This is a genomic window from Pseudomonas sp. BF-R-19 (assembly GCF_019956445.1).
In the GTDB taxonomy this organism is placed as follows: domain Bacteria; phylum Pseudomonadota; class Gammaproteobacteria; order Pseudomonadales; family Pseudomonadaceae; genus Aquipseudomonas; species Aquipseudomonas fluorescens_BH.
On the sequence record NZ_JAHBDN010000032.1, the window covers coordinates 18,299 to 37,718 of the forward strand.

Annotated in this window: 21 protein-coding genes and 1 other RNA gene; 7 read left to right on the plus strand and 15 right to left on the minus strand. The window is 59.2% G+C overall.

Going from position 1 to position 19,420, the window contains the following annotated elements:
* Positions 1–120: 120 nt before the first annotated feature.
* Positions 121–474, minus strand: an RNA gene (gene rnpB / locus KGB28_RS03635) — RNase P RNA component class A.
* A gap of 75 nt (positions 475–549) precedes the next feature.
* The gene (rsmI, locus tag KGB28_RS03640; protein WP_191629416.1) at positions 550–1,455 is read right to left on the minus strand and encodes a 16S rRNA (cytidine(1402)-2'-O)-methyltransferase; all 906 of its coding nucleotides are present in this window, start codon (positions 1,453–1,455) and stop codon (positions 550–552) included.
* Between the two features lie 178 nt (positions 1,456–1,633).
* On the opposite strand from rsmI, the gene KGB28_RS03645 reads away from it, so the two are divergent.
* From KGB28_RS03645 to KGB28_RS03660, 4 genes are all read left to right on the plus strand, one after another.
* Positions 1,634–3,445 carry a penicillin-binding protein activator gene (locus KGB28_RS03645; protein ID WP_150758990.1) on the plus strand — a complete coding sequence of 604 codons (1,812 nt, stop codon included), beginning with the start codon at positions 1,634–1,636 and terminating at the stop codon, positions 3,443–3,445.
* Positions 3,445–3,807, plus strand: a complete 363-nt coding sequence (locus KGB28_RS03650; RefSeq protein ID WP_223442632.1) for a YraN family protein — start codon at positions 3,445–3,447, stop codon at positions 3,805–3,807. The genes KGB28_RS03645 and KGB28_RS03650 overlap by 1 nt, the downstream gene beginning before the upstream one ends.
* 104 nt (positions 3,808–3,911) lie before the next feature.
* Entirely contained in the window at positions 3,912–4,505 is a 594-nt protein-coding gene (locus KGB28_RS03655; RefSeq protein ID WP_007972584.1) for a phosphoheptose isomerase, read from the plus strand.
* Complete coding sequence (locus KGB28_RS03660; protein WP_008045952.1) at positions 4,502–5,080, plus strand: BON domain-containing protein; 579 nt, start codon at positions 4,502–4,504, stop codon at positions 5,078–5,080. Before KGB28_RS03655 ends, KGB28_RS03660 begins: the two co-directional genes overlap by 4 nt.
* Positions 5,081–5,131: 51 nt before the next feature.
* Here the strand turns inward: KGB28_RS03660 and KGB28_RS03665 are convergent, their stop codons facing one another.
* The 7 genes from KGB28_RS03665 to rplM all read right to left on the minus strand — a co-directional run bounded on the left by KGB28_RS03665 (position 5,132) and on the right by rplM (position 10,020).
* Positions 5,132–5,545 (minus strand): ClpXP protease specificity-enhancing factor, encoded by a 414-nt coding sequence (locus KGB28_RS03665; protein WP_007998247.1) that lies wholly within the window; start codon positions 5,543–5,545, stop codon positions 5,132–5,134.
* A gap of 16 nt (positions 5,546–5,561) precedes the next feature.
* Positions 5,562–6,179, minus strand: coding sequence for a glutathione S-transferase N-terminal domain-containing protein (locus KGB28_RS03670; protein WP_007972581.1), 618 nt, complete (start codon positions 6,177–6,179; stop codon positions 5,562–5,564).
* 150 nt (positions 6,180–6,329) lie between these two features.
* Positions 6,330–7,112, minus strand: a complete 783-nt coding sequence (locus tag KGB28_RS03675) for a cytochrome c1 (protein ID WP_150727962.1) — start codon at positions 7,110–7,112, stop codon at positions 6,330–6,332.
* Positions 7,112–8,323 (minus strand): cytochrome b, encoded by a 1,212-nt coding sequence (locus KGB28_RS03680; protein WP_150727963.1) that lies wholly within the window; start codon positions 8,321–8,323, stop codon positions 7,112–7,114. The genes KGB28_RS03675 and KGB28_RS03680 overlap by 1 nt, the downstream gene beginning before the upstream one ends.
* Positions 8,323–8,916: a ubiquinol-cytochrome c reductase iron-sulfur subunit gene (petA, locus tag KGB28_RS03685; RefSeq protein WP_046041913.1), complete on the minus strand. Its 594-nt coding sequence runs from the start codon at positions 8,914–8,916 to the stop codon at positions 8,323–8,325. Before petA ends, KGB28_RS03680 begins: the two co-directional genes overlap by 1 nt.
* 268 nt (positions 8,917–9,184) lie before the next feature.
* Entirely contained in the window at positions 9,185–9,577 is a 393-nt protein-coding gene (rpsI, locus tag KGB28_RS03690) for a 30S ribosomal protein S9 (RefSeq protein ID WP_003228056.1), read from the minus strand.
* A gap of 14 nt (positions 9,578–9,591) precedes the next feature.
* On the minus strand, positions 9,592–10,020 hold the full coding sequence (gene rplM, locus KGB28_RS03695) for a 50S ribosomal protein L13 (RefSeq protein WP_007917032.1): 429 nt from the start codon (positions 10,018–10,020) through the stop codon (positions 9,592–9,594).
* Between the two features lie 245 nt (positions 10,021–10,265).
* Here rplM and KGB28_RS03700 point away from each other — a divergent pair, with 245 nt between their 5' ends.
* Entirely contained in the window at positions 10,266–11,306 is a 1,041-nt protein-coding gene (locus tag KGB28_RS03700; RefSeq protein ID WP_223442453.1) for an NADP(H)-dependent aldo-keto reductase, read from the plus strand.
* A gap of 118 nt (positions 11,307–11,424) precedes the next feature.
* Here KGB28_RS03700 and KGB28_RS03705 read toward each other — a convergent pair whose 3' ends face one another.
* Positions 11,425–12,561 carry an acyl-CoA dehydrogenase family protein gene (locus tag KGB28_RS03705; protein ID WP_223442456.1) on the minus strand — a complete coding sequence of 379 codons (1,137 nt, stop codon included), beginning with the start codon at positions 12,559–12,561 and terminating at the stop codon, positions 11,425–11,427.
* Between the two features lie 221 nt (positions 12,562–12,782).
* Between KGB28_RS03705 and KGB28_RS03710 the strand changes: the two genes are divergently transcribed.
* Positions 12,783–13,703: a GlxA family transcriptional regulator gene (locus tag KGB28_RS03710; RefSeq protein WP_172435333.1), complete on the plus strand. Its 921-nt coding sequence runs from the start codon at positions 12,783–12,785 to the stop codon at positions 13,701–13,703.
* Between the two features lie 197 nt (positions 13,704–13,900).
* Here KGB28_RS03710 and zapE read toward each other — a convergent pair whose 3' ends face one another.
* The 3 genes from zapE to KGB28_RS03725 form a co-directional block, all read right to left on the minus strand.
* Entirely contained in the window at positions 13,901–14,995 is a 1,095-nt protein-coding gene (gene zapE / locus KGB28_RS03715) for a cell division protein ZapE (protein WP_095943473.1), read from the minus strand.
* Between the two features lie 90 nt (positions 14,996–15,085).
* Positions 15,086–16,441, minus strand: coding sequence for a tryptophan--tRNA ligase (locus KGB28_RS03720; RefSeq protein WP_223442459.1), 1,356 nt, complete (start codon positions 16,439–16,441; stop codon positions 15,086–15,088).
* 24 nt (positions 16,442–16,465) lie between these two features.
* Complete coding sequence (locus tag KGB28_RS03725) at positions 16,466–17,095, minus strand: alpha/beta hydrolase (protein ID WP_223442461.1); 630 nt, start codon at positions 17,093–17,095, stop codon at positions 16,466–16,468.
* A gap of 144 nt (positions 17,096–17,239) precedes the next feature.
* Here KGB28_RS03725 and KGB28_RS03730 point away from each other — a divergent pair, with 144 nt between their 5' ends.
* Positions 17,240–17,674, plus strand: coding sequence for a YhcB family protein (locus KGB28_RS03730; protein ID WP_007998221.1), 435 nt, complete (start codon positions 17,240–17,242; stop codon positions 17,672–17,674).
* A 201-nt stretch (positions 17,675–17,875) separates the two neighbouring features.
* Here KGB28_RS03730 and KGB28_RS03735 read toward each other — a convergent pair whose 3' ends face one another.
* Together KGB28_RS03735 and KGB28_RS03740 are read right to left on the minus strand one after the other, a co-directional pair.
* Complete coding sequence (locus KGB28_RS03735) at positions 17,876–18,616, minus strand: OmpA family protein (protein ID WP_223442462.1); 741 nt, start codon at positions 18,614–18,616, stop codon at positions 17,876–17,878.
* A 104-nt stretch (positions 18,617–18,720) separates the two neighbouring features.
* A complete protein-coding gene (locus KGB28_RS03740; protein ID WP_223442464.1) occupies positions 18,721–19,362 on the minus strand; it encodes an MBL fold metallo-hydrolase in 642 nt (213 codons plus the stop codon).
* Positions 19,363–19,420: the final 58 nt, after the last annotated feature.

The following is a 19,420-nucleotide window of genomic DNA, read 5'->3' on the forward strand; positions in this document are numbered from 1 at the left end:
ATTTATTAAGAGTAAGATTTTTTTGGTATTACAAAAGAGGTTCTGCGGATGAATGTGTAAGGAGGGAAATTGCTATCACCCACCCCCCTGCCCGATGATTCAAACAGAGGAAAGAAAAAGGTGGAGAGTCGATCTGTAAGCCGGGTTCTGTCTTGAACAGTCATTCGTCTACGATGGCCATCACTGGACATCTTTAGCAACCTACCCGGTCCCAGCGCGGGCCACGCCTTGGGACCCTATTTGGTCTTGCTCCAAGTGGGGTTTACCTAGCCACGAACTGTTGCCAGACGTGCGGTGCGCTCTTACCGCACCTTTTCACCCTTACCGGCGCCGAAGCGCTTAGGCGGTTATTTTCTGTGGCACTTTCCGTAGGCTCACGCCTCCCAGGCATTACCTGGCACTTCGCCCTATGGAGCCCGGACTTTCCTCCCCCCCCTAATTTTCATAGAGGGCAGCGACTGTCCGATCGACTCTCCGCCGCGAAGGTTACCGGCACAGCGCCCGAAGAACAAGCGCCAAGCGCCATTGAGCACGCCTGTGCGTCGGGTTTTACTCGCCCTTCTGCTGATCCAGCGCGATCTGGTACAGCACATTCTTTCGCTCGCCGGTGATTTGCGCCGCCAACGCCGCCGCACGTTTGAGCGGCATTTCTTCGAGCAACAGGTTGAGGATGCGCATCGCCTCACTGCTGACGGCACCTTCCTCCTCAGGCGCAGACCAGCCCGCCACCAGCACCACGCACTCGCCACGCTGCTGATTGCTGTCCAACTCGACAAACTCGCGCAGCTCAGCCAGCGGCAACCCCTTGAGAGTCTCAAACGTCTTGGTCAGCTCACGGGCAAGCAGCGCCGGGCGCTCGGGACCGAACACCAGCTCCATGTCTTGCAGGCATTCAAGGATGCGATGCGGAGCCTCATAGAAGATCAATGTGCGAGGCTCTTCCTTTACCTGTTCGAGACGCGCTCGCCGCCCCACAGCCTTGGCCGGGAGGAAACCTTCAAAAATGAATCGGTCGGAAGGCAGACCCGCCGCCGACAACGCTGCAATCAGCGCGCAGGCACCCGGAACCGGCACCACATTGATGCCCGCCGCCCGGGCCTGCCGCACCAGGTGATAACCCGGATCGGAAATCAGCGGTGTCCCGGCATCCGAGATCAACGCCACGTTGTCACCGGCAAGCAGGCGAGTGATAAAGCGACTACCTTCATCCCGCTCGTTGTGCTCATGACAGGCCGCCAATGGCGTCGAAATGCCGAAGTGTTGCATCAAGCGCTGGGAATGGCGGGTGTCTTCCGCGGCAATCAAGGCCACTTCACGCAGAATCTTCAGCGCCCGCGCACTGATGTCATCCAGGTTGCCGATGGGCGTCGCCACCACATAAAGCGAGCCAGCAGCGGAATTCAAAGCACCTGGAGCAGTCAAAGCGCACACCTCATGATCGGTAAAAGTCGCCATTGTAGCGCGTAGCGAGACTCACGATACCCGCAAGCAAACAAGGTATCGGCGACCGTTTATGCACTGGCGCAACATTTACACCAGCTAAATTGATCGATTCACGCCAGTAACATCGCGCCCCGGCCAGTGCTTGGGTACAATTCCACGCTAATTTGATCGAGTATCAGGATACGCTTACATGATCGCTTGCCTGCGGCTGTTATCTGCCCTCTGCCTCGCTGCCTTGCTGGCGGCTTGCGCCAGCTCGCCCTCCTCCAGCCTTGGCGAGCTTCCACGGACACCGGACGCCAGTATCGAGCAACTGCTTGAGAAGGCCTCCCAAAGCAAATCACCGGAAGATGCCGCCCTGCTGCGCTTGAGCGCTGCCGACCTGGCCTATCGCCAGGGCAATGCCGGCCAGTCCGCGCAAATCCTGCAACAGGTTCCTGTCGAACAGCTCAAGCCGGGCCCACAGGTTTTCGCCAACACCCTGGCGGCTGAACTGGCCATGACCCGCAATCAGCCCAAGGCCGCGCTGGCTGCCTTGAGCCACCCAAGCCTGCAATACTTGAGCGAACTGCCCGACGAACAACAGGTCCGCACCGGCACCGTTCACGCCCGCGCACTTGAAGCCGATGGCCAGACCCTCGCCGCCGCTCGCCAGCGCATTTTCATCGCCCCGATGCTCGAAGGTGAAGCCGCGAGCAAAAACCATGAAGCCATCTGGACACTGATCGCTTCGCTACCGACCAATCAGTTGCAGCCAAGTGCCACCGACGATCTCGGCGGCTGGATGGCCCTGGCACTGGCTGTGAAATCCGCCGGCACCCTGGAGCAGCAACAGGCTGCCATCGACAACTGGCGCGCGCAGAATCCGAAGCACCCGGCAGCCGTTCAATTGCCGCAGCCACTGACCCAACTCAAGGAGCTGGCCAGCCAGCCCCTGAACAAGATCGCCCTGCTGCTGCCTCAGGAAGGCCAACTGGCCTCGGTTGGTAAAGCGCTGCGCGACGGCTTCATGGCCGCTCACTACCAGGCCCAACAGGCCGGGCAGAAACCACCCGCCATCGAGTTCTATGACAGCTCGCGCCTGACCTCCATGGACGAGTTCTACCGCAAGGCCCAGGCCGATGGCGTGCAACTGGTCGTCGGCCCGCTGGAGAAGCCGCTGGTCAAACAGCTGAGCACTCGCCCGCAATTGCCGATCACCACCCTGGCACTGAATTACAGCGAGGGCGATCAAGGCCCGGCGCAGTTGTTCCAGTTCGGTCTTGCCGCCGAAGACGAAGCCCGCGAAGTGTCGCGCCGCGCTCGCGCCGACGGCCTGCATCGCGCAGCCATCATGGTGCCGAAAGGTGAATGGGGCGACCGCGTGCTCAAGGCGTTCAGCCAGGATTGGCAAGCCAATGGCGGCACCATCGTCGCCACCGAACGCGTCGACCAGCCGGTCCAGTTGGCCCAGCAGATTGCCGACATGTTCCAGCTGCGCCAGAGCGAAGGTCGCGCCAAGAGCCTGCAAAGCACGGTTGGCTCGCAAGTGGCTGCCCAGCCATCGCGCCGCCAGGACATCGAGTTCATTTTCCTCGCCGCAACACCGCAACAGGCCCAGCAGATCAAACCGACCCTGAACTTCCAGTACGCAGGCGATGTTCCGGTCTACGCCACCTCCCACGTGTTCAGCGCCAGCGGTGACGTCAACCAGTACAACGACATGAATGGCATTCGCTTCTGCGAGACACCATGGTTGCTGGACGCCAATGATCCACTGCGCCGCCAGGTCACTGCCCAGTGGCCACAAGCCGCCGGCAGCCTGGGGCGCCTGTATGCGATGGGTGTGGACGCCTATCGACTGGCGCCACGCCTGGGCCAGCTCAAGTCCCTGCCGGACAGCCGCATCGACGGTGAGTCGGGCAGCCTTGGCATGTCTCAGAGCCAGCGCGTCGTGCGCCAGTTGCCATGGGCCGAGTTCGCCAATGGCCAGGTTCAGCGCCTGCCGGACACCGCTCGCTGATGCCCGACAGGTCACGCCAGCAAAGCGGCAAGGATGCCGAGCGCCATGCGCTCGAGCATCTTCAACAACAGGGTCTGCGCCTGCTGGCGCAGAACTGGTTGTGTAAACGCGGCGAGCTTGATCTGGTCATGCTAGATGGCGATACAGTAGTATTCGTTGAAGTCCGCTACAGAAAAAACACTCAATGGGGTGGCGCGCTCGATAGCATCGATGAGCGCAAACGGCAAAAACTGATTTTCGCCGCGCAATATTTTCTTCAGCGCGAGCCGCGCTGGGCCAATTCCCCTTGCCGCTTCGACGTGATTGCCATCGACAGCAACCTCGATCAAATGAACTGGCTACAGAATGCCTTCGACGGCTGATCGCCGGCATTGCGAACCGGACACTATCACCCAACACTTTTGCTCTTTGCTTTGCGGGCTGCACATTCACGTGCCGAACAGCCGCGCTACTTAAGGTCACACAGATGGACATGCAATCGCGAATTCGCCAGCTTTTTCAGGCCAGTATCGATACCAAGCAACAGGCGATGGAAGTACTTGCACCGCACATCGAGCAAGCCAGCCAGGTCATGGTCAACGCCCTGCTCAACGAAGGCAAAATGCTTTCCTGCGGCAACGGCGGCTCTGCCGGCGATGCCCAGCACTTCTCGTCCGAGCTGCTCAATCGCTTCGAGCGCGAGCGCCCGAGCCTGCCGGCCATCGCCCTGACGACCGACAGCTCGACGATCACCTCGATCGCCAACGACTACAGCTACAACGAAATCTTCTCCAAGCAGATCCGTGCACTCGGCCAACCGGGCGATGTGTTGCTGGCGATCTCCACCAGCGGCAACTCGGCCAACATAATTCAAGCGATCCAGGCCGCACATGATCGCGAAATGATTGTCGTAGCATTGACGGGACGTGATGGCGGCGGCATGGCGTCGCTGCTGTTGCCCGAGGACGTCGAGATTCGCGTACCGGCCAACGTCACCGCTCGTATTCAAGAAGTCCACCTGCTGGCGATCCATTGCCTTTGCGACTTGATCGACAGCCAATTGTTCGGGAGTGAAGAATGACCCCTAATCGCCTTGGCCTACTGGCCTTGACCCTGTGCCTCGGCATCAGCGGCTGCACCTCGGTGGTGACTGCCAGCCGTGAAGCACCGATTGAAGATGACCGTGGCACTCGCACACTGGGCAGCAAGATCGACGATTCCCTGATCGACACCAAGGTTGGCGTGAACATCGCCAAGGCCGACCCGGCCCTGGATAAGGATTCGCACATCGTCGTCACCAGCTTCAACGGTGTCGTGCTGCTCGCCGGGCAAACGCCACGCGCGGACCTCAAGGCCAAGGCCGAACAGGCCGCCGCCGCTGTCCAGCGAGTGAAACAGGTGCACAACGAACTGCAAGTCCTGCCACCCTCTTCGTTGCTGGCACGCCAGAACGACACCTGGCTGACCACCAAGATCAAGACCCAGATGCTCGCCGATGCGAACATCCCCGGCTCGCGCATCAAGGTTGTCACTGAAAACGGCATCGTCTACTTGCTGGGCCTGCTGACCAAGCAGGAAGCGGCGCAGGCGACCAACCTGGTTCAGGGCGTATCCGGCGTGCAGAAGATTGTGAAGTTGTTCGAGTACATCGACTGACCTGCAATCCCACGCAATAAAAAAGGCGATCCATCTGGATCGCCTTTTTTATTACTTCACCACTTTCAGACTGGGGCGACCGCTTGGACGCGGTGGCTCACTGTCGGGTGGCGGAAGATCGTCATCCGGTTCGATCTCGTCGTCCTCGCCCATCGGCGACTCCAGATCGAACACCATGCCCTGGCCATTCTCCCGGGCGTAGATACCCAGGATCGAAGCAATTGGCACGTACAAGGTGTGCGGCACGCCACCAAAGCGCCCCTCGAAACTGACCGCCTCGTTATCCATGTGCAAGTGACGCACGGCTTGCGGCGATACGTTCAGGACGATCTGTCCGTCACTGGCAAACCCCTGAGGCACCTGCACCGACGGGTACTCGGAATTGACCAGCATGTGCGGGGTGCAATCGTTGTCCACAATCCACTCATAGAGCGCGCGGACCAGATAAGGTCGACTGGAGTTCATAACGGCTCCTTAAGCCTTAGCGCATGTCGCGTTCGACACCAGACAGACTCGCCTGGAAAGCCTCACGCGCAAACTGGCGCTCCATATAATCAAGCAGCGGCTTGGCCGGCCGCGGCAGTTCTATACCCAGAATCGGCAATCGCCAGAGTATTGGCAATAGGCAGCAGTCCACCAGACTTTGTTCCTCGCTGAGGAAAAACGGCTTGTCGGCAAACAGTGGCGACACACCCGTCAGGCTTTCGCGCAACTCTTTTCGAGCCACGGCACGGGCCGCTTCCTTGGTCCGCGAATCCAGAATCAGGTCCACCAGACCACACCAGTCGCGCTGAATGCGGTGAATCAGCAGACGACTGTTGGCACGCGCCACGGGATAAACCGGCAGTAGCGGCGGGTGCGGGTAACGCTCATCCAGATATTCCATCACCACTGTCGACTCCCACAACGCCAGGTCGCGATCGACCAGCGTGGGCAGACTGCCGTAAGGGTTCACTTCAATCAGTTTAGGTGGCTGGCGACCAGCCTCCACGTAAATGATCTCGGCGCTGACACCCTTCTCTGCCAGTACGATGCGCACTCGGTGGGAATAGTGGTCGGCGGGGTCGGAGTAACAGGCCAACCGATTGGTCACGCCCATGGCGATCCTCCTCGCTTGTAGAAATTATCGAAAGCTCAAAAACGAGCGCGCCCAGAGGGCGCCTCCCGTAACGACTGGATCACCAGTTTCGCTACATCTTCAGAGGCGCCCTTGGGCGCGCGCGATTAACAGCAATAGCTTGAAGCTTTATCAGTGCACGTCTTTCCAGTATTCGCGCTTGAGCAGGTAAGCGAAGACGAAGAAGAACGCCAGGTACAACAATACATACGTACCGATGCGCTGATGTTGCAGCTTAACCGGGTTAGCCGAGTAAGCCAGGAAGGTTACCAGATTCTTGACCTTCTCATCGAACTGCTCTTCAGTCAGAGCACCGCTTTTCGGCACGATGGTCAGTTGATCGCACGCTTCATGAGTCAATGGCGTGCCAGTCAACGGATCAAATTGCTTCTTGCCGTCTTCGACGATCTGAACCTGTTTGCAACCAACCACCTGGCGACCTTGCAGGCCGGCCAGGACGTTAGGCATACCCACGTTCGGGAAGACCTTGTTGTTCACGCCCCATGGGCGCGAAGGATCTTCGTAGAACGACTTCAGGTAACCGTAGAGCCAGTCGGTGCCGCGAACACGGGCAACCAGGGTCAGGTCCGGCGGCGCTGCGCCAAACCAGGCCTTGGCGTCCGCTGGTTGCATGCCGATGCTCATGTGGTCGCCGATCTTGGCACCCGTGAACACCAGCTTCTCCAGCATCAACTCATGGGGAATGCCCAGGTCGTCGGCAACACGCTCATAGCGTTGGAACTTGGCACTGTGGCAACCCATGCAGTAGTTGGCGAACGTACGTGCGCCGTCCTGCATGGCTGCGTTATCGGAAACGTCGATGTCGACTTTTTCCAGCTCGGGGCCACCGTGTTCGGCTGCGAAAGCAAACACCGGCAGCGCAGCAAGCATCAATACAGCAAATAGCTTTTTCATCAGCCAGTCACCCTTTCCGGAACCGGTTTGGTCTTCTCGAGCCTGGTGTAGAACGGCATCAGAATGAAGTAGGCGAAGTACAGGAAGGTACATACCTGCGACAACAGCGTACGGCCTGGAGTCGGAGCCAGAACACCCAGCACGCCCAGGATCACGAACGAGATGCAGAACACCCAGAGCCAGATCTTGCTCAGCCAGCCCTTGTAGCGCATCGACTTGACCGGGCTACGGTCCAGCCACGGCAGGACGAACAGCACAGCAATGGCCGCGCCCATGGCGATCACACCCAGGAGCTTGTCCGGAATCGCACGCAAGATGGCGTAGAACGGGGTGAAGTACCAGACCGGAGCAATGTGCTCTGGGGTCTTGAAGGCGTTCGCCACTTCAAAGTTCGGCTTTTCGAGGAAGTAGCCGCCCATTTCCGGGAAGAAGAACACGATCGAGCAGAAGATGAACAGGAACACCACCACGCCGACGATATCTTTCACGGTGTAGTACGGGTGGAAGGCAATGCCGTCCAGCGGTATGCCGTTTTCGTCCTTGTGTTTCTTGATGTCCACACCGTCCGGGTTGTTCGAACCGACTTCGTGCAACGCCAGGATGTGCAACACCACCAGACCCAGGATAACGATCGGCAGAGCAACCACGTGCAGGGCGAAGAAGCGGTTCAGGGTAATACCGGAAATCAGGTAGTCACCACGAATCCACTGGGTCAGGTCGTTACCAATGACCGGGATCGCACCGAACAGCGAGATGATCACCTGGGCCCCCCAGTACGACATCTGGCCCCACGGCAGCAGGTAACCCATGAAGGCTTCGGCCATCAGCGCCAGGTAGATCAGCATGCCGAAGACCCACACCAGCTCACGCGGTTTCTGGTACGAACCGTAGAGCAGGCCACGGAACATGTGCAGATAGACCACGATGAAGAACGCCGAAGCGCCGGTGGAGTGCAGCAGACGCAGGATCGAGCCGTACTCGACGTCACGCATGATGTATTCGACGGAAGCGAACGCCTCTTCCGCCGACGGGTTGTAGCTCATGGTCAGCCAGACACCGGTAACGATCTGGTTGACCAGAACGAGCAATGCCAGGGAACCAAAGAAATAGAAGAAGTTGAAGTTCTTCGGAGCGTAATACTTGCTGAGATGGTCTTCCCACATCTTGGTGGCGGGAAAGCGCGCATCAACCCAATCCATGAACTTGCTCATCACGCTTTCTCCGTATCGACGCCAATGATAATAATTTCATCGGTCTCATAGGAATGCGGGGGAACTGGCAGGTTCAAAGGCGCAGGCTGCGACTTGTAGACGCGACCAGCCAGATCGTAGTGGGAACCGTGGCAAGGGCAGAAATAGCCGCCTACCCAGTCTTTACCCAGATCCGCAGGTGCCACTTCGGGACGGAAGGTCGGCGAGCAACCCAGGTGCGTGCAGATACCGATCAGCAGCAGGACCTCAGGCTTGATCGAACGGGTTTCCGGATCAACGTAAGTCGGTTGTGTCGAGTTCTTGGAGGTCGGGTCAGCGAGCTGGCCCTCGATCTTCTTCAGATTCCCCAGGATTTCCTGTGTACGGCGGACGATGAACACCGGCTGGCCGCGCCACTCAGCAATCATCTGCTGGCCTGGCTCGATTTTGCTGACATTCACTTTCACCGGTGCACCTGCGGCTTTCGCCTTGGCACTGGGAAACCATGACCCCACGAACGGGACCGCAGCCCCCACCGCTCCTGCAGCACCCACCACGGATGTGGCTGCTACCAAGAAGCGACGCCGGCCTGCATTCACGCCGTCATTGCTCATTCAGTCCTCTCCCATCAGCTTTGTGGCCTGTTAAATCAGGCATCTACTAAGTAAAACTATGTACTTATAAAAATTTTGCCGAATGGTAATGAAAAGCCCCAATTCTGACAAGGTAATTACCCGAGCCCATCACCCCCAAGCCTTGTAGTATAGGGCGTCTGCGGATGTGGCAAGTTGTCACAGCGCAATTCTTTGATAAATCGCAGACACAAAAAAACGCCCAGCTCCGTGAGGAAACTGGGCGTTCTTTTTTGAACGTGAAAGCGAATTAACGCTTCGAGTACTGCGGACGCTTACGCGCTTTACGCAGACCGACTTTCTTACGTTCAACTTCACGAGCATCGCGGGTTACGAAGCCGGCTTTACGCAGGGCGCTGCGCAGAGTCTCGTCGTAGTCCATCAGAGCACGAGTGATGCCGTGGCGGATTGCGCCAGCCTGACCACTCACACCACCGCCGATCACGGTGACGTAGATGTCGAACTTCTCGACAGTCTCAGTCAATTCCAGCGGCTGACGAACTACCATGCGGGCAGTTTCACGGCCGAAGAAATTATCCAGCGAACGGTTGTTGATGGAGATGTTACCAGTACCCGGACGCAGGAAAACGCGTGCGGTTGCGGTCTTGCGACGGCCAGTGCCGTAATTTTGAGTCGCCGACATAATGTACTATTCCGTTAAAACTTCAGTTCTTGGGGCTGCTGAGCAGTATGTGGGTGTGCAGCGCCCGCATAGACTTTCAGCTTACGGTACATGTCGCGACCCAGCGGGTTCTTAGGCAGCATGCCTTTGACCGCGGTCTCGATCACGCGCTCAGGGGCCTTGGCGATCAGCTTTTCAAAGTTGATCGACTTGATGCCGCCCGGGAAACCGGAGTGGGAGTAGTACATTTTGTCAGTGGTTTTAGCACCGGTAACACGGATCTGCTCAGCATTGATTACGACGATGTAGTCGCCGGTGTCAACGTGAGGAGTGTACTCAGGCTTGTGCTTGCCACGCAGACGGCTCGCGATTTCGGTGGCCAGACGACCCAGGGTCTGACCAGCAGCGTCGACGACAAACCAGTCGCGCTTTACTGTTTCCGGTTTAGCAGTAAAAGTCTTCATTCTTTATAGCCTCAGGGGCCGCCCTGTAAATTAGACGGCGGATCTTACTGAATAGTGCGTACTTTGACAAGTCAAAGGCAGCCGGATACAGACGCTTTCGGGGGCTCGGGTCGGCGCGTCCGTTCAACGGCAAGATTCTTCGGCGGCGGCGCATCACTTCCACTGCAGAAAGAGGTGCGCAATTATGCAGATTGCGAAAAATAATTCAACCTGCTTTTATGATTGTTTTGCCCAAGGAGCACCCGATGGACTATCGCCAGCTAGGCCGAACCAATCTGAACGTGAGTGCCCTCTGCCTCGGAACCATGACCTGGGGCGAGCAAAACAGCGAGGCAGACGCCTTCGCCCAGATTGAACGGGCCAAGCGTGCCGGGATCAACTTCATCGACACCGCCGAGATGTACCCGGTGCCGCCCAAGGCCGAAACCTACGCCACCACCGAGCGCTACATCGGCAATTACTTCAAAAGCCGCGGCGACCGCGGCGACTGGATCCTGGCCAGCAAGATCGCAGGCCCCGGCAACACCATCGACTACATCCGCGACAAAAACCTGCGCCACAACCGCCAGCACATCACCGAAGCGGTGGACGCCAGCCTCCAGCGCCTGCAGACCGACTACATCGACCTGTACCAACTGCACTGGCCGGAGCGCAGCACCAACTTCTTCGGGCAACTGGGCTACAAGCACAAGATCGAAGCCAACCTGACTCCGCTGGAGGACACCCTCGAAGCGCTGGACGAGCAGGTCCGCGCCGGCAAGATCCGCCACATCGGTCTGTCCAACGAGACGCCTTGGGGCACCATGCGCTTCCTGGCCCTGGCCGAAGCCCGAGGCTGGCCGCGCGCCGTGTCGATCCAGAACCCGTACAACCTGCTCAACCGCAGCTTCGAAGTCGGCCTGGCGGAAATCGCCATCCGCGAGCAATGCGGCCTGCTCGCCTACTCGCCGCTGGCGTTCGGCTTCCTGTCGGGCAAGTACGAAGGTGGCGCCCGCCCGCCAAAAGGTCGCCTGAGCCTCTACAGCCGCTTCAGCCGCTATTTCAACCCGCAGTCGGAAGCTGCCTGCAGCCGTTACGTGGCCCTGGCTCGCGAGCACGGCCTGGACCCGGCGCAAATGGCCCTGGCGTTCGTGACGCAGCAGCCATTCGTGACCAGCAACATCATTGGCGCGACGACGATGGAGCAACTGGAGAGCAACATCGCCAGTTTTGATCTGAAATTGTCGGAGGAGGTACTGGAAGGGATCGAGGCGATTCACAAGGATCATCCGAATCCGGCGCCGTAACCCCCCACTTGTAGGAGCGAGCTTGCTCGCGAAAAACCTGAGCACACCGTTGGGTGTCAGGTTTTCAACGTTATCGTTAACGACCATCGTCGGAACGCCGCCCGGAGCTAGCTCGCTCCTACAATGATCTGGCGATGATCTCCTTCATGATCTCATTGGTGCCGGCATAGATCCGCTGCACCCGCGCATCCGCCCATGCCCGCGCGATCGGGTACTCCCACATGAACCCGTAGCCACCGTGCAACTGCACACACTCGTCAAGCACCTTGCACTGCAGGTCGGCGCCCCAGTACTTGGCCATCGCCGCCGTCGGCACGTCGAGCTTGCCTTGCAGGTGCAGTTCCAGGCAGCGGTCGACGAAGACCCGGCCGATCTGGATTTCCGTGGCCATCTCCGCCAGCTTGAACCGGGTATTCTGGAAATCCGCGATCGACTTGCCGAACGCCTTGCGCTCGCGGGTGTAGTCCAGCGTCCATTGCAGCGCCGCTTCCGCTGAAGCCAGCCCGCCAATGGCCACCGAGAGCCGCTCCTGAGGCAACTCCTGCATCAGGTAGGCAAAGCCCATCCCGGCCTGGCCCAGCAGGTTTTCCTTGGGCACACGCACGTCCTGGAAGAACAGCTCCGAGGTGTCCTGGGCTTTCATCCCGACCTTCTCCAGGCGCTTGCCCTTGTCGAACCCCGGCGTCTCGGCTTCCACCAGAAACAGACTGGTGCCCTTCGCGCCGGCCTTCGGATCGGTCTTGGCGACGACGATCACCAGATCGGCCAGGTAGCCGTTGGTGATAAAAGTCTTGGAGCCGTTGATCACGTACTCATCGCCATCGAGCACGGCCGTGGTTTTCACCCCCTGCAAATCGGAACCGGCGCCCGGTTCGGTCATGGCGATCGCGGTAACCATCTCGCCGGACACCAGTTTCGGCAGGTATTTATGCTTCAGCGCCTCACTGCCGTAATGCAGGATGTAGGGCGCCACGATGTCCGAGTGCAGGGAAAAACCGATGCCGGTCAGGCCCAGTCGCCCCACTTCTTCGATCACCACCGCACTGTAGAGAAAGTCCGCCCCCAGGCCGCCATACTCTTCCGGCAAGTGCGAGCAAAGCATCCCCGCCTCCCCCGCCTTGTTCCACAGTTTGCGGTCGATATAGCCTTGTTTTTCCCATTGCCCGTGGAACGGCACCGCCTCTTTTTCGAGAAACGTCCGCACGCTGTCGCGGAAAAGCTCGTGCTCGGAACTGAACAGGGTTCTGGGGATCATGCGGCACCTTTTCTTTGTTTTTAGAAGGAGTTGACCTTCAGAGACTATGCCTCGCTTCCGATACAGGACACTGGACACATCCGACAAAAAATAAGACGATCCAGCCGTCTGGTGACCACTTCCCCCTATAAAAATAAAGTTGAATTATGTCTAACCAAGCCTCCACGCCCCTGCGGCGCGTCAGCATCCTGGCCATCGACCGGGTTTTCGCTTCCACCCTCATGCAAGCCAAGGATTTCTTCCACCTCGCCAGCCTGCGCTACGGCAAACAGCTGGGCCAGGGCCTGACACCGGCGTTCGAAACCCGTCTGGTCAGCCCCGATGGCAAACCGGTCAACACCTTCAGCGATGTGATGATTCCGGTGGATGGCGGGCTGGAAAACGCCGACATCATCATTCTTCCCGCGTTCTGGGACGATTTCGACAGCCTCTGCAAACGTTACCCCCAAGTCCTGCCCTGGCTGCGCCAGCAACATGCGCGCGGCGCCGTACTGTGCGGCGAGGCCACCGGTGTTTTCTGGCTGGCTGAAGCCGGGTTGCTCAATGGCAAGGAAGCAACCACCTACTGGCGCTTCTTCAATGCCTTCGCTGAACGCTTCCCCCAGGTCCAGCTCAATCAGGACAAGCACCTGACCGACGCCGACAACCTTTACTGCGCCGGCGGCACCACCTCGGCCTGCGATCTGTACATTTACCTGATCGAGCGCTTCTGCGGCGCCAATGTGTCCCAGGCCGTGGCGCGGGACATTCTGTATGAAGTGCAGCGCAGCTATTCACCGGGACGGATTGGATTCGGCGGGCAGAAGCTGCACCAGGACGTGATCATCCTGCAGATCCAGCACTGGCTCGAAGAACACTTCGCCGACAAGTTCCGTTTCGAGGACGTCGCCCGCGAACACGGCATGAGCATCCGCAACTTCATGCGCCGCTTCCAGACCGCCACCGGCGACAAGCCATTGCATTACCTGCAACGCCTGCGCATCGAAACCGCCAAGGGCCTGCTGTCCGGCAGCCGCAAGAGCATCAAAACCATCAGTTACGAAGTCGGTTACGACGATGCGAGCTTCTTCGCCCGGTTGTTCCGCCAGCACACGGAGTTGTCGCCAAACCAGTATCGGCAGCAGTTTCAGCAGGCGGCGTAGGTCTCAGCCCAACAATTTTCCCATGTGGGAGCGGGCTTGCTCGCGAAAGCGGAGTGTCAGCAAAAAGAGTATCAACTGTCACGACGCCTTCGCGAGCAAGCCCGCTCCCACACGGAGTTGCGAAGAATCTGTCAGGTTTCGTCAGCGCACAAAAAAAGGCCTGCAATCGCAGGCCTTTTTTTATTTTCCGAATCGTCCTACGGCTTGTGCGCCCGGGCCAGGAATTCGTGGGATTGCATTTCCAGCAGTCGGCTGAGGGTACGCTGGAACTCGAAGTTCAGGCGGCCACCTGTGTACAGGTCTTTAAGCTCGACTTCGGCGGAGATGATCAACTTCACGTTACGGTCGTAGAACTCGTCGACCATGTTGATGAAGCGTCGGGCGATGTCGTCGGTGGTGACGCTCATCTGCTCGACATCGCTGAGCAGCACGGCGTGGAAGATCTTGCCCAGTTCGATGTAGTCGTTCTGGCTGCGCGGGCCGTCGCAAAGTTCGCGGAAGTTGAACCAGGCCACGTCATCGCAGGTGCGCAGGGCACGAATTTCACGGTTCTCGATCATCAGCACGTCGTTTTCGACTGCTGCCGTGCATTCCGGTGTCAGCGCACGGAAGCTCTTGCGCAGGCTTTCGTTGGCGGCTTCGTCGAGCGGATAGTGGAACAGCTCGGCTTGTTCGAGGTGACGCAGACGATAGTCGACGCCGCTGTCCACGTTGACGATCTCGGTATTCTGCTTGATCAGCGCAATGGCCGGCAGGAAACGCGCGCGTTGCAGGCCGTCCTTGTACAGGCCGTCCGGCACGATGTTCGAAGTCGCGACCAGGGTCACGCCGTTCTTGAACAGTTCTTCCATCAGGGTGCCAAGGATCATGGCGTCGGTGATGTCGGAAACGAAGAATTCATCGAAGCAGATGACCCGGGCTTCGGTGGCGAAGCGCTTGGCGATGATGGTCAGCGGGTTTTTCTCACCGCCCAGGGTTTTCATCTCTTCGTGCACGCGCTTCATAAAGCGGTGGAAGTGTGTACGGGTCTTTTCCTTGAAGGGCAGCGCTTCGAAGAAGGTGTCCACCAGGTAAGTCTTGCCGCGACCTACGCCGCCCCAGAAATACAGGCCCTTGACCGGGGTCTGATCTTTCTTGCCAAACAACTTGCCCAGCAGGCCCGGCTTGTTTTGCTCGGCCGCGACCAGGTCGTCGTACAGGCGCTGCAAATGACGCACGGCAGTTTCCTGTGCGGCGTCATGGAAGAATTCCGGGCGTTTCAGATCAGCTTGATATCGTTCTAGGGGCGTCATAATTCGTTAGCAAGGCAACAAAAACGGGCCGACACTGTAGCGACGGCCCCGAGGAATGGCAATCGGCCCTTGGTCGGGCCGAACCGTTGTTTATTCCTGAACCGGCGTCAGGGCGATGCGCAAGGCTTCGATAGCCGCGTCGCGCGCGGCGCTGTCGGCGAAGGCCGGGCTGTCGGCAACGCACTCGCCTTCCAGCCAGATGCTGAAGCCCAGGTCTTCACTGCGCACGTCCAGATCCTGGCCCGCTTGCAGTTGCTTGGTCACCTGCCCAGCAGTTTTACCGTCGGCGAAGTTGCGCGACAGCAGCAGTTGTTCGCCATCGGCCGCCAGCAGACGGAAGCGGAAGCTGCCGTCGTCTTCACGGAAGCTGACAAAACGCGCAGCCTTCACGGCCTTCTTCTTGGTGGTCGCCGCCACTTGAGTCTGGGCAACGAAAGAGCGCAGGCCCACCGCTTCACGCAGTTCGTTGAGGAAGGGTGTCGCTACCGAACGGGCCTTTTTCGCGCCGTGTTGCAGGATGTCTTCCAGATCCGCCGGGCGCTCGATCAGCTGGTTATAACGCTCGCGGGATTCGCCCAGTTCGTTGTCGAGCAACTGGAACAGACGATTCTTCGCCTCACCCCAACCCAGGCCTTGCAACAGTTCGCTGCGGAACTCGTCGGCCTGCGCCGGGGTGGCGAACGCCTGGAACAGGGTGAACAGATGCGAATTGTCCGGATCCTTGGCTTCACCTGGCGCCCGGGAGTCGGTGACGATCCGCGAAATCGCGTCCTTCATTTCTTTGGCGCTGCTGAACAACGGGATGGTGTTGTCGTAGCTCTTCGACATCTTGCGGCCATCCAGGCCCGGCAACGTGGCGACGCTCTCTTCGATCAACGCCTCGGGCATGGTGAAGAACTCTTTGCCCTGGCCAAACAGGTGGTTGAAGCGCTGGCCGATGTCCCGCGCCATTTCCACGTGCTGGATCTGGTCACGACCGACCGGCACCTTGTGTGCATTGAACATCAGGATGTCCGCGGCCATCAGTACCGGGTAGCTGTACAGGCCCATGGTGATGCCGGCGTCCGGGTCTTCACCGGTCTCGACGTTCTTGTCCACCGAAGCCTTGTAGGCGTGGGCGCGATTGAGCAGGCCCTTGGCGGCGACGCAGGTCAGCAGCCAGGTCAGCTCAGGGATTTCCGGGATATCGGACTGGCGGTAGAACGTCACGCGCTCGACATCCAGGCCACCGGCCAGCCAGGTCGCGGCGATTTCTAGACGCGAGCGCTGGATGCGCAGCGGGTCATCGCACTTGATCAGGGCGTGGTAGTCGGCCAGGAAGTAGAACGAATCGGCATTGCTGTCACGGCTGGCGACGATCGCCGGGCGGATGGCGCCAGCGTAGTTGCCCAGGTGCGGCGTGCCGGTGGTGGTGATGCCGGTGAGGATACGGGTACGAGTCGTCATGGGTAATCGCTTGTCAGACTGCAATCAATTCGAGAGACGCGGCAGGATCAGATCCTTGAGATCGGTCAACTTGCCATGAAAAAAGTGTCCGCATTCTGCCACTTTCAGGAGCTCATGGGGGCGTTCGAGCTTGTCGGACCATTGGTAAACGACTTGTGGATCGATCACTTCGTCGGTTTCAGGCTGGATCAGTGTCAGTTCGCCCTGTTGCGGCAGCTGATCCTGATCGCCCAGGCGCATGACCGCCGGCGCGACCATGAACAGGTGCTTGATTTGCTCGCCCTTGGCCTCAAGGCGCCCGCCGAGACTTGCTGCAACAAATCCACCGAAGGAGAAACCGAACAGGGTCAGCGGCAATTGCGGGTGTCTGGCACGAAACCATTCGGCGACAGCCTGGGCATCATCGACTTCACCGGTGCCCATGTCGTGGGTGCCTTCGCTGGCGCCGACACCACGGTAGTTGAAGCGCAAGGTGATCAGTCCGGCATCACGCGCGGTGCGCTGCAGGGTCGAGACCACTTTGTTGAGCATGGTGCCGCCCTGCACCGGGTTCGGATGACAGATGAGCGCCAGGCCGCGCGACTGCTCGTTGTCCAGGTACAGTGCTTCCAGTTGACCCACCGGGCCATCAATCACTACAGGGGTTTCACGCATAAGCAAGGAAGGAACTCCGTGACCTCGGATCAGGTCGACTCGTCTAGCAAATTGTCTGTGGCTGTCTATTGCGAGTGAATCGCGGTATACAGCGCAGGTTCGAGCCGTTAACGTAAAGCAAAGCCGTTTATAGAGGAAGGACTCGTGGAACACTCGCTCTTAGTTTGGTTGTTACCGACTCTTGCCCTGGTTGTGGGTGTCGCCATTGGGTTCCTGATCGCTCGCGTTGCACCGAACGCCGCGCCCAGCCGCACGCAGCGTCAGCTGGACGATATTCAGGAACGTTTCGACAGTTATCAGAACGAGGTGGTGACCCACTTCAACAGCACCGCGACACTGGTCAAGAAACTGACTCAGAGCTATCAGGAAGTGCAGGACCATCTCGCCGAGGGCGCCAACCGCCTGGCCCTGGACGAACAGACTCGCCAACGCCTGCTGGCCTCCCTGCACGCCGACGCGGCGCAGGCACCCCGTGAGCGCCTGACGCCACCGCGCGATCAGGAGCCGCCGCGCGACTACGCACCGAAAGCCCCGAACGCGCCGGGCATGCTCGATGAGCATTATGGACTGAAGAAGTAATCAGCTTTCGCGCATTGCAAAAAGCCCCCGGACACGTGATTGTCCGAGGGCTTTTTTGTTTCTGATCCTGTATCTCCGGTGCCCACACTGGCCCCATCGCGGGCAAGCCCGCGATGGGGCCAGAACTGACGATACAAAAAAGCCCGCCCGATCTGTAGAGGATCGGGCGGGCTTTTTTACGCCTGGGGTTCAATCAGACGATCAAGGGTACTGCTGAACCTGACCTTGCTGCTGGGCACCATACTGCTGACCCGGAATCGCCTTGAGGTTGACCTCTACACGGCGGTTCTGCGCACGACCATTGACGTCGCCGTTGCTGGCAACCGGGCTATCCGGACCGGCGCCGCGAGCACTCAGGTTGGCACCGCTGACACCTTGCGAGGTCAGGTAGGTTGCCACGCTCTGGGCACGACGCTGGGACAGGTCCATGTTGTGCTGGCGGCTGCCGGTGCTGTCGGTATAGCCGACGATCTCGATCTGGTTCTGGCTAAACTCTTTCAGCGAGCCCGCCAGGTTGTTCAGCGGCTGATAGAAACCTGGGGCAATGTTCGCCGAATCGGTAGCGAACGTGATGTTGCCCGGCATGATCAGCTTGATCTGGTCACCCTGGCGCTGCACTTCAACACCGGTGTTGGCCATGCTGGCGCGCAGCTTTTTCTCTTGCTGATCGGCGTAGTAGCCGTAACCGGCGGCGGAAGCACCGACCACCGCAGCACCGATCAGTGCGCCCTTGCCACGGTTATCGTGGTTGATCGCAGCTCCGGCCAGCGCACCGGCCAGAGCGCCGAGGCCACCGTATTTCGCGGTCTTGCTCATGCCTTCGGAGCCGCTATCCGTCTGGCCCTGAGCCTGGCCCTGACCGCCGTATGGGTTAGGCGAGGCACAACCGGACAAAACGGCCACAGCCGTAGCGAGAATAATCAAACGACGCGTGGTGAACATGTAAAGCTCCTACTTTTTTTGCATTCTGTGGTGCAACGGGCCAAGGCATCAGCCTTTGCGGGCGTTGGATCATGTTAACGGGTAAAAATTCCGAATGTTACAAATCAGCCCCGAACAAAGGGGTTCTCGCGCATTTCGTCACCCAGACGGGTATCCGGACCATGCCCGGTCACCACGGTCGCGTCTTCGTCGAGGGTGTACAGCCGCTGCTTGATCGAGCGCACGATGGTCGCCTGGTCGCCGCCCCACAAATCCGTGCGTCCGACGCCGCGACGAAACAGCGTATCACCGGCAATCAGCAGCTTGGCCTCGGAAAACCAAAAGCTCATGGAGCCCGGCGTATGACCCGGCGTGTGCAGCGCCACGCCACAGCCGCAGGCCAGTTCTTCATCATCGGCCAGCCAGCGATCCGGGGACGGCACCGGGGTATAAGGAACGCCGAACATCTGGCACTGCATTTCCAGGTTGTCCCACAGAAACTGGTCTTCCTTGTGCAGGTGCAGCGTCGCGCCGGTTTTCTCCTTGAGTTGGCCGGAAGCCAGGAAATGATCGAGGTGCGCATGGGTGTGAATGATGCTGACCACTTTCAGCCCCAAGGCGTCGAGCCGCGCCAGGATCAGTTCATGATTGCCACCCGGATCGACGACAATGGCCTTTTTCGTCACCGGATCACCGATGATCGTGCAGTTGCACTGTAACGGGCCGACGGGGAAGGTTTCGCGGATGAGGGTGGGTTGCTGGAACATCGGGGCCTGCTCGATAAACGGGGACGAGCGATTTTCGCACAATTGAGCCGCGAGCCAA